General features: G+C 60.5%; 8 protein-coding genes. All 8 read left to right on the top strand.

Annotated elements, in window-relative coordinates; all coding sequences use genetic code 11:
• Window positions 1-24: 24 nt before the first annotated feature.
• A complete protein-coding gene (locus J1G35_RS15865; protein WP_053140574.1) occupies window positions 25-1,443 on the top strand; it encodes an FAD-dependent oxidoreductase in 1,419 nt (472 codons plus the stop codon).
• Window positions 1,444-1,685: 242 nt separating this feature from the next.
• Entirely contained in the window at window positions 1,686-2,753 is a 1,068-nt protein-coding gene (hemE, locus tag J1G35_RS15860) for a uroporphyrinogen decarboxylase (protein ID WP_223015410.1), read from the top strand.
• 347 nt (window positions 2,754-3,100) lie between these two features.
• The gene (gene gbpA / locus J1G35_RS15855; protein WP_262417312.1) at window positions 3,101-4,546 is read left to right on the top strand and encodes an N-acetylglucosamine-binding protein GbpA; all 1,446 of its coding nucleotides are present in this window, start codon (window positions 3,101-3,103) and stop codon (window positions 4,544-4,546) included.
• Between the two features lie 254 nt (window positions 4,547-4,800).
• Entirely contained in the window at window positions 4,801-5,325 is a 525-nt protein-coding gene (locus J1G35_RS15850; protein WP_223015408.1) for a type II secretion system protein N, read from the top strand.
• A gap of 4 nt (window positions 5,326-5,329) precedes the next feature.
• Window positions 5,330-7,231 (top strand): type II secretion system secretin GspD, encoded by a 1,902-nt coding sequence (gspD, locus tag J1G35_RS15845; RefSeq protein WP_223015407.1) that lies wholly within the window; start codon window positions 5,330-5,332, stop codon window positions 7,229-7,231.
• Window positions 7,228-8,676, top strand: a complete 1,449-nt coding sequence (gene gspE / locus J1G35_RS15840; protein WP_223015406.1) for a type II secretion system ATPase GspE — start codon at window positions 7,228-7,230, stop codon at window positions 8,674-8,676. Before gspD ends, gspE begins: the two co-directional genes overlap by 4 nt.
• Before the next feature lies 1 nt (window position 8,677).
• A complete protein-coding gene (gene gspF / locus J1G35_RS15835) occupies window positions 8,678-9,877 on the top strand; it encodes a type II secretion system inner membrane protein GspF (RefSeq protein WP_223015405.1) in 1,200 nt (399 codons plus the stop codon).
• Complete coding sequence (gene gspG, locus J1G35_RS15830; protein ID WP_053139158.1) at window positions 9,878-10,321, top strand: type II secretion system major pseudopilin GspG; 444 nt, start codon at window positions 9,878-9,880, stop codon at window positions 10,319-10,321.
• Window position 10,322: the final 1 nt, after the last annotated feature.

The following is a 10,322-nucleotide window of genomic DNA, read 5'->3' as shown; positions in this document are numbered from 1 at the left end:
TGAAGAGTTTGATGAGGTTTTAATATGGCTGAACGTCTGAATAACGACTTCCAGTTCATCGATGTCGGGCGCAAAGATCCGAAGAAGAAACTGTTGCGTCAACGCAAGAAAGAGTTCGTGGAAATCTACGAGCCCTTCAAACCCCAGCACTCGGCCGACCAGGCCCACCGCTGTTTGGGTTGCGGTAACCCGTATTGCGAATGGAAGTGCCCGGTGCACAACTTCATTCCCAACTGGCTCAAGCTGGTGGCCGAGGGCAACATCCTCGCCGCCGCCGAGCTGTCGCACCAGACCAACACCCTGCCGGAAGTCTGCGGCCGGGTGTGCCCGCAGGACCGTCTGTGCGAGGGTGCCTGCACCCTGAACGACGGCTTCGGCGCGGTAACCATCGGTTCGGTGGAGAAGTACATCACCGACACCGCGTTCGCCATGGGCTGGCGTCCGGACATGTCCAAGGTCAAGCCGACCGGCAAGCGTGTCGCGATCATCGGTGCGGGCCCGGCGGGCCTGGGCTGTGCCGACGTGCTGGTGCGTGGCGGCGTAACCCCGGTGGTGTTCGACAAGAACCCGGAAATCGGCGGCCTGCTGACCTTCGGCATCCCCGAGTTCAAGCTGGAGAAAACCGTACTGAGCAACCGTCGTGAAGTGTTCACCGGCATGGGCATCGAGTTCCGCCTGAACACCGAAATCGGCAAAGACGTGACCATGGAGCAACTGCTCGAAGAATACGATGCGGTGTTCATGGGCATGGGCACCTACACCTACATGAAGGGCGGTTTTGCCGGTGAGGATTTGCCGGGCGTGTATGACGCGCTCGACTTCCTGATCGCCAACGTCAACCGCAACCTGGGCTTTGAAAAGTCGCCGGAAGACTTCGTCGACATGAAAGGCAAGAAGGTCGTGGTACTCGGCGGTGGCGACACGGCGATGGACTGCAACCGTACGTCGATCCGCCAGGGCGCCAAGTCGGTGACCTGTGCGTATCGCCGTGACGAAGCCAACATGCCCGGCTCGCGCAAAGAGGTGAAGAACGCCAAGGAAGAAGGCGTGAAATTCCTCTACAACCGCCAGCCGATCGCCATCGTCGGTGAAGACCGTGTCGAAGGCGTGAAGGTGGTCGAGACCCGTCTCGGCGAACCGGACGCCCGTGGCCGTCGCAGCCCCGAGCCGATCCCGGGCTCCGAAGAGATCATTCCGGCCGATGCCGTGGTTATCGCCTTCGGTTTCCGTCCAAGCCCGGCGCCGTGGTTCGAGCAGTTCGAGATCCAGACCGACAGCCAGGGCCGTGTCGTGGCGCCGGAACAAGGCCAGTACAAACACCAGACCAGCAACCCGAAAATCTTCGCCGGTGGCGATATGGTGCGCGGGTCTGACCTGGTGGTAACGGCGATCTTCGAAGGCCGCAATGCCGCCGAAGGGATCCTGGACTACCTGCAAGTCTGACCCTGATCCCAGGTTGAAATGCGATCAAAATGTGGGAGGGGGCTTGCTCCCGATTGCGGTGGTTCAGTGACAGATACTGAAACTGACACACTGCAATCGGGGGCAAGCCCCCTCCCACATTTGATTTGCGCAGGTTCAAGATATTGTCGTAAATCAACCCGATAGACAAAAGGCACGGCTCATACCGTGCCTTTTGCGTCGCGCTCTGAGAAAATGCCCGCACTTTTTTTGCGGATGCCGACATGACTGCCCTCAAGAACGACCGTTTCCTTCGTGCCCTGCTCAAGCAACCCGTTGACGTCACTCCCGTGTGGATGATGCGTCAAGCCGGTCGCTACCTGCCGGAATACCGCGCCAGTCGCGCCCACGCCGGCGACTTCATGAGCCTGTGCATGAACCCGGAGTTCGCCTGCGAAGTCACGATGCAGCCACTGGACCGCTACCCGCAACTGGACGCGGCCATCCTCTTCTCCGATATCCTCACCATCCCTGACGCCATGGGCCAAGGCTTGTACTTCGAGACCGGCGAAGGCCCGCGCTTCAAGAAAGTCGTCAGCACCCTCGCCGATATCGAAGCCCTGCCGATCCCTGATCCACACAAAGACCTCGGCTACGTGATGGACGCCGTCAGCACCATCCGCCGCGAGCTGAACGGCCGTGTGCCGCTGATCGGCTTCTCCGGCAGCCCGTGGACCCTGGCCACCTACATGGTCGAAGGCGGCTCGTCGAAAGACTTCCGCAAGACCAAGGCCATGCTCTACGACAACCCGCAAGCCATGCACCTGCTGCTGGACAAGCTGGCCCAGTCGGTCACTTCCTACCTCAACGGCCAGATCATGGCCGGTGCCCAAGCGGTACAGATCTTCGATACCTGGGGCGGCAACCTGTCGGCGGCGGCGTACCAGGAATTCTCCCTGGCCTACATGCGCAAGATCGTCAGCGGCCTGATCCGTGAGCACGAGGGCCGTAAAGTGCCGGTCATCATGTTCACCAAGGGCGGCGGCCTGTGGCTGGAAAGCATCGCCGACGCCGGCGCAGATGCATTGGGCCTGGACTGGACCTGCGACATTGGCGACGCCCGCCGTCGTGTCGGTGACAAGGTCGCGCTGCAAGGCAACATGGACCCGACCGTGCTGTACGCCAAGCCAGAAGCGATCCGCACTGAAGTCGGTCGCATCCTGGCCAGCTATGGCAAAGGCAGCGGCCACGTGTTCAACCTCGGCCATGGCATCACCCCGGAAGTGAACCCCGAGCATGCCGGCGCGTTCCTGCAAGCCGTGCATGAGTTGTCCGCGCAATACCACGAGTAATATTTCCGAGATTGCCACGTCACCCTCTTCATGAAGAGGGTGATGGTGACAGTTGTTATTGAGGATTTATTGCTTGAATACCTAACTTGCAAATGTTGTTTCGGTGCTCGCTAGTTTGTTTAATTTAAATAAGACTTGTGGGAAAGGTCTTATTTTTATGTGGCTGAATTCGATATTTAAGATGTTTCACCCTATATAATTCAACTATTCCTACATACAGCCTCGTTGTAATTTATAAAACTTCGCCCCCGTCTGTTCTATAGCAGCCAAAAAAACGTCGTCCATATCACCGATATGGGTTTTTTCAGGTCGTCATGTTGGGTCGAAATTTTATGATTAAGAAAGAAATGTCCCGTTGGGGTGGTGTGTCTTCGCTCACCTTGTTAAGTGTTTTGTTACTGCCCTCCCAAGCGGTTCAGGCGCACGGTTATTTGAATGACCCACCGTCACGTGCGTTCCTGTGCCAGAAAGGCCTGAACAAAGATTGTGGCGGCGCGCAATACGAGCCGCAAAGCGTCGGTGAAACCTTCAAGGGTTTCCCTGCTGGTGTGGGTGGTGCTCCGCTGCAGGGACCGGTTGACGGCAAGATTGCCAGTGGCGGCATTGGTTTGTTTTCGGCCATGGATGCCCAGTCGGCCACGCGCTGGCACAAGACCGAAATCAAAGACCGCACCGTCAAGTTCGACTGGAAGTACACGGCGCCGCACCCGGTGACCAAGCACGAGTACTTCATCACCCGCAACGGTTGGAATCCCAACGAGCCGCTCAAGCGCACCTCGTTCGAGAGCACCCCGTTCTGTACGGTGGATGGCGGCAATGTGCTGCCAGTGCCGGGCACCCAGCATGAATGCGTGATCCCACAAGACAAAAATGGGTCTCACATTCTGCTCGGCATCTGGACGGTCGGTGATACCGATGCAGCGTTCTACAACGTAGTCGATGTGAACATCATCGCCGAAGCCGAGTTGCCAGGCGGCTGGAGCAACGTTGGCAGCATCGCGCCATCCACCGTGTTGATACCGGGAGACAAGGTCAAGGCCCGTGCCTTTACCAACGCCGGCGAAAGTGCGGCGCACACGGTTGAAATCAGTATCGATAACGCCGAAGAGGGTGCACCGCAGAACTGGGCATTCAAACTCGCGGAAAAAATCAACAAGACCCAGACCCTGATCAAAGCGGGCATCCGCGATGAGCAAGGCAACATTGCGCCGGTCAAGGGTCAGAACAACCTGTTTGCCCAGAAAGACAGCGCAGTGGTCCGTTACGAGCTGGCGCTGGACATGCAGGAAGATGAGAGCGCAAGCATGGCGTTGTCGGCATTCGCCCAGGAGTACGTTCTGGACAAAGGCCGTACGAAAATGCGTTTCGCCATGATCGCCAACCGCGACATGAACGTCGAAGCCACCTTGTTCAATGCCAGCAACAAGCCGGTCGGCAGCGTAAAGACCCTGGTACAGGGTTCCAGCAACTGGCTCGAAATGGATGTACGTTCCGAGCCGGGCACTCACCACATGACCTTGGTTGGCACGACCACCGACGGTCGTACCACCCGCCAGGACACCCAGCCGGTCAACGTGACGGGTGAAGGCGGCGCGAAGGACTACCACTTCGTGTTCCCTGAAGGCCTGGCAACCTACGAGGCCGGTACCCGCGTATTGCACCCGCAAACCGGCGAAGTTTATGAGTGCAAGCCGTTCCCGGACTCGGGCTACTGCAAACAGTACCTGCCAACCGCCAATGGCTTTGAACCGGGTGTTGGTCATCACTGGCAGACTGCCTGGAATCAACTCTGATCGTTAGTTGAAAGGCGCCAGGGCAAGCTCTTTTGAACTTGCCCTGGGCTTTTTAATGCGTTGGCTTAGTTGGTTTTGGGAGTTTGCCAAATGAAACGAATGAAGGGTTCAGTGCCCGCAATAATGCCGGGGGCGAACAGGTGGGGTAATTGCGCTTATTTCATGGCCTGGCCATGTCTTTTTTCTATTTTTAAACAGTGCTGCACTTTTTTTCAGCGTTTTTCATTTTTGGCTAAAGCACGCCTTGTTCGCACATGCGTGGCCTGTTAGTGCGTGCGGTATTAAACCTTAAATGGCTTAAGGTGTTCATCCTGACGCTGCCTTTGGGCTACGCACTGGTGCTCGCCGCGCAGGAGAAGACATTTCGCCAAGCGTTGCAGGCGCCGCAACCGTCGCAGGTGCAAACCGTGTCAGTCGCGCGGCCCGGCCCCTTGAACACCTTGGCGGTGGCCACGGTACTGGGCCTTTCGCCACAGGACCGCGCAGTGAGCAGTGCCGAGCCCTTGACGTTGCTGGCCACGGTGGTCGGCAGCGAGTCACGAGCCTTGTTGGCCGGGCCAGACGGCGAGCGTTTCTACCGAGCCGGCGAGCGGCTGTCGGGAAGCAGCGTGTTGCGGCGCATCGAACCTGCCCATGTGGTGTTGTGGCGTCAGGGGCGCGAGGAACTGCTGAGGCTACGTCCCGAAGGCGAGCGGTTTCTCCAGGCCGTCGACGCACGCCGCAACGAGGCAAGAAGCCTTCACCTGAAACCCGCCGCCGGACAATCCAGGAGTGAGTAACCCCATGCACAGCATCATCGGGCAACGTGTCCTACGCGGTGTCGTTGCCGCAATAACCCTGTTCGTGTGGCTGTTCACGACCTCGGTGTCGGCCACGGAACAACGGTGGCAGTTGAGCATGAACCAGGCCGAGCTGCGTGATGTGGTCGAGGAGATATCGAGCATCCTCGGCACTACGGTGATCCTCGATCCCAAGGTGCAGGGGCGTATCACGGTGATGTCCAGGCAGGCGCTGGACCGTGAAGGTGTACGCAGGCTGTTTTACAGCGTGCTCGATACCCACGGTTTCAGTGTGATCGACCAGGGCGACCAGATCCTTATCGTCCCCGTTGTCCAGGCCAGGTCGTTATCGGGCAACGCGGATCAGTCCACCGCTGCGCCCGAGCAGTTCGTTACCCAAGTCATTGCGTTGGGTGTCAGCAATGCTTCCGATCTGGCCGGCCTCGTCAGGCCCTTGATCTCGACCAACGGCTACGTCGGTCCTTCGGTGTCGACCAACGCGCTGGTGATTACCGATACCGCGCGCAATGTACGGCGTATCGGTGAAGTGGTGCGGCAGTTGGATTCCGGCGCCAGGAATAACCATGAACTGGTGGAGCTGCGCCACGGTGTGGCAGCGGATATCGCCGCGCTGATGGAGGCCACCCTTGGCAAACAGAATGCGGACGGTGCCATTTCGGTCATGGCCGATCCGCGTGCCAATCGCCTGGTGATCGTCGGTACGGCAGCGGTGCGCCAGCGCCTGGTGCAACTGGCTCGCAGCCTCGATACCGTTGCACCGGCACGCCTGGACAATGCGCGGGTCATCCGCCTGCGCTACAGCGACGCCAAGCAATTGGCCGAAGTGCTGGACACCATGGGGCAGGGCAGTAAATCGCCATTGACCGCCTCAGGACTGAAAGACACCACCGCCACTGCGCCGTTCATGGTGCGCGCCGATGAAAGCCAGAATGCCCTGGTAGTGGTGGCCGAAGCGGCCCAACTGGCGACGCTCGAAGGCATCGTGCGCGAACTGGATCGCCCGCGCGCCCAGGTGTTGATCCATGCCGCGATTGTTGAAATCTCCGGCGACATCACCCAGGCGCTTGGCGTGCAATGGGCGCTCAACGGCGGCGATGCCTCCGGGCTTATCAATTTTCCCGGTACCGGGCTACCGATACTGGGTGGCTTGAAGTTCGATGAGAAAAGCGTGGCCCCAGAAGGCGCGGTGCTCCAGTTGGGAGGGGACCGTTTCGGTGCACTGATCTCCGCATTGGCCAGCAATAGCCGCAGCAATTTGTTGTCGACGCCGAGCCTGCTGACCCTGGACAACCAGGAGGCGGAAATCATCGTTGGCCAGAACGTGCCCTTCAAGACGGGCTCCTATGCCACCAACAGCAACGGTGCGGATAACCCCTTCACCACGGTGGAGCGCAAGGACGTCGGGATCAGCCTCAAGATCAAGCCTTACATCAATGAAGGGTCGACCCTGCGCCTGGAGGTCGAGCAGGAGGTCTCGGATATCGCACCGGCAGTCTCCGGGGTGGACTCCTCTGATTTGATTACCAACAAGCGGGCGCTCAAAAGCACGATCCTGGCGGATGATGGCGAGATCATCGTGATCGGCGGGCTGATCAAGGACAGTGTGCGCACCCAACACAGCGGGGTGCCGCTGTTGCGTGACATTCCGTATCTGGGGGCGCTGTTTCGTTGGAGCCGCGATACCCAGACCAAGAGCAACCTGATGGTGTTCCTGCGCCCGACCATCGTGCGCAGTGGCCAGGACCTGTCCGGGATCAGCCAGCAGCGTTATCAGGACTTGCACCAGCAGAGCCTGCCCACGACCGGCCAGCATCGTTCCCTGCAATTGCCTGACGACGCTGCGCGGCTCTTCGACTTGCGCCAGCTTGAGCCCGTGGTGCAATGAAGCCATTGCCCTTCGGTTTTGCCCGGCGTTTCGGCGTGCTGCTCGACGACGGCTGCCTGATCCTGCGCAGTGATACGCCGATCAGTGCCGTGGGCGAAGCCCGCCGTCTCACTGATCGCGAACTGCCGCTGCGCATTCTTGGCGCCGACGCCTTCGCCGCCCGCCTGGCAGAAACCTACCGCGAGGGGCAAAGCGCAGCCGAACAAGTCGCACAGGGGCTTGATGATGAGTTGGACCTGCTCAGCCTTGTCGAGCAGGTGCCCCAGACCGCTGACTTGCTGGAGCAGCAAGGGGATGCACCGATCATTCGGCTGATCAATGCCTTGCTCAGCGAGGCCGTCCGGGAAAAAGCCTCCGACGTGCATCTGGAAACCTTCGAACACACGCTGTCAGTGCGCATGCGCGTCGACGGGCAGCTGCGCGAAGTCCTGCGACCCCGGCGCGAATTGGCGACCTTGCTGGTGTCTCGGATCAAGGTCATGGCACGCCTGGACATCGCCGAAAAACGCGTGCCCCAGGACGGTCGCATGGCCCTGCGCCTGGCAGGGCATGAGGTGGATGTGCGCGTCTCGACCCTACCCTCTGCCCACGGTGAGCGAGTGGTCCTGCGCCTGCTCGACAAACACGCCGGGCGCCTGGAGTTGGCGCGCCTGGGCATGTCAGCGCCCACCCTGGCCGAGCTGCATGGGCTGCTGGGTAAACCTCACGGCATCTTTCTGGTGACCGGCCCCACGGGGTCGGGCAAGACCACCAGCCTCTACGCCGCGCTGACGCACCTCAATGACCAGACCCGCAACATTCTCACCGTTGAAGACCCGATCGAATATCACCTGCCGGGGATCGGCCAGACGCCGGTCAACCCCAAGGTCGAGATGACCTTTGCACGGGGTCTGCGCGCGATCCTGCGCCAGGACCCGGATGTGGTGATGGTCGGCGAAATCCGTGACGGTGAAACGGCTGAAATTGCGGTCCAGGCGTCGCTGACCGGGCACCTGGTGTTATCGACCCTGCACACCAACAGTGCCATTGGCGCCGTCACCCGCCTGGTGGACATGGGCATTGATGCCTACCTGCTCGCGTCGTCCCTGGTCGGGGTGCTGGCCCAGCGCTTGCTGCGCACGCTGTGTCCTGCCTGCAAGGTCAGCGTTGAGGCGGACACGACCGTGTGCCGCCGCCTGGGGTTGGCTGCCGGGTCAGTCTCCGGGCTGTTCCGGGCGGTCGGCTGTGAGCACTGCCAGCAAGGTTATCGCGGGCGCGTAGGCATCTACGAATTGGTCCGCGTGACCCCGGTGCTGGCCGCAATGATTCATCAGGGGGCGGGTGAGCAGGCGTTGCTGGTCGAGGCGCGGCGTTCTTCCCCGAGCCTGTTCGAAGACGGTCGTCGCCTGGTGCTCGAAGGCATGACCAGCGTTGATGAACTGCTGCGGGGCACCCAGGAGGATTAGCGTGCCGACCTTTGACTACAAAGCCCTGGATCACCACGGCCGTTCGTGCCGGGGCCGGCAAGAAGCCGATAGCCAGCGTCACGCCCGTCAGTTGCTGCGCGAACGGGGTCTGTTGCCGAGCCAGGTGCAAGCGTCAAGTGTGCGGGGCGGCAAGGCCCGCATGCTCGGCCTGAGCGCCGCTGACTTGGCGTTGCTGACCTTGCAGCTGTCGACCCTGGTTCAAGCGGGTCTGCCGCTGGAGCAAGCCTTGGACGCGGTTGCCGAACAGAGCGAGAAACGTCGTGTCGCGCGCTTGCTTGCACAAGTGCGCGGGCGTGTCATGGAAGGTCATTCATTGGCGGCGGCATTGGCGGCGTTCCCTCGGGCATTTCCAGAATTGTTTTGCGCCACCATTGCGGCCGGTGAACGTTCCGGTCATCTGGGCCACGTACTGGCGCAATTGGCGGCGTACACCGAAGCACGCCAGGCGTCGCGCCAGAAAATCCAACTGGCTCTGGTCTATCCGGCATTGCTGATGCTGGCCTGCGTGGCAATCGTCGGTTTTCTGCTCGGCTACGTGGTTCCGGATGTGGTGAAGATCTTTGTCGACAGCGGCCAGCCGCTGCCCGGATTGACTCAGGCCATGATCCTCGTGAGTCACGGCTTGCGTGCTTATGGCCTGTTGTTACTGGTGCTGTTGGCGGCCGTCGCAATGGCGCTGCGCTGGAGCCTGCAACAGCCGGGTGGACGCTGGTATTGGCATCGCCTGGCCTTGCGTATCCCGCTGGTGGGAGGGGTGTTGCGTGCGATGGAAGCCGCCCGATTCGCCAGCACCCTGGCAATTCTTGGGAAGAGTGCGGTGCCGTTGGTGGATGCCCTGGAAATCGCCGCGGCAGTGGTCGGTAACGTCACCATCCGTGCCCGCATGGTCGATGTCGCGCGCGTTGTACGTGAAGGCGGCACTCTGACCCGCGGGCTTGAAGCCAGCGGCGATATCCCACCGTTGATGTTGCACATGATCGCCAGTGGCGAGCGCGCCGGTGAACTCGACGCGATGCTGGCGCGTGCCGCCGAGCAACAGGAAAAAAGCCTCGCTGCCCGCATTGCGCTGGTGGTGAGTTTGTTCGAGCCGGCAATGCTGGTGGTGATGGGTGGCGTGGTGCTGCTGATCGTCATGGCGATCCTGTTGCCGATTCTCAGCCTCAACCAACTGGTGAACTGAATGCACAAAATGCCCAAAGGCCAACGTGGCTTTACGCTGATTGAAATCATGGTCGTGGTGGTCATCATCGGTGTGCTTGGCGCCATCGTGGTGCCGCAATTCATGAGTCGACCCGATCAGGCCAAAGTCACGGCAGCCAGGACCGACATCCAGGCGATCGCCACCAGCCTGGAAATGTACCGTCTCGACAACGCTGACTACCCTTCGACCCAGCAAGGCCTGGAAGCCTTGGTCCAGCGCCCGACAGGCACACCGCCCGCCAGGAACTGGAACCCCCAGGGGTATCTCAAGGGTTTGCCGGTGGACCCTTGGGGCACGCCCTACCAATACCTCAAACCTGGCGCACGCGCCGCCAATGGCGGCTATGACCTCTACTCATTGGGTTCCGACGGTGTAGCGGGTGGCGAAGGCCACGCGGCGGATATCGGCAATTGGGGAGGTTGAT

The organism is Pseudomonas sp. SH10-3B, from assembly GCF_019891415.1.
Classification (GTDB): Bacteria; Pseudomonadota; Gammaproteobacteria; order Pseudomonadales; family Pseudomonadaceae; genus Aquipseudomonas.
The sequence above is the reverse complement of the archived record's forward strand: the minus strand, read 5'-3'. Positions and strand labels throughout refer to the sequence as shown.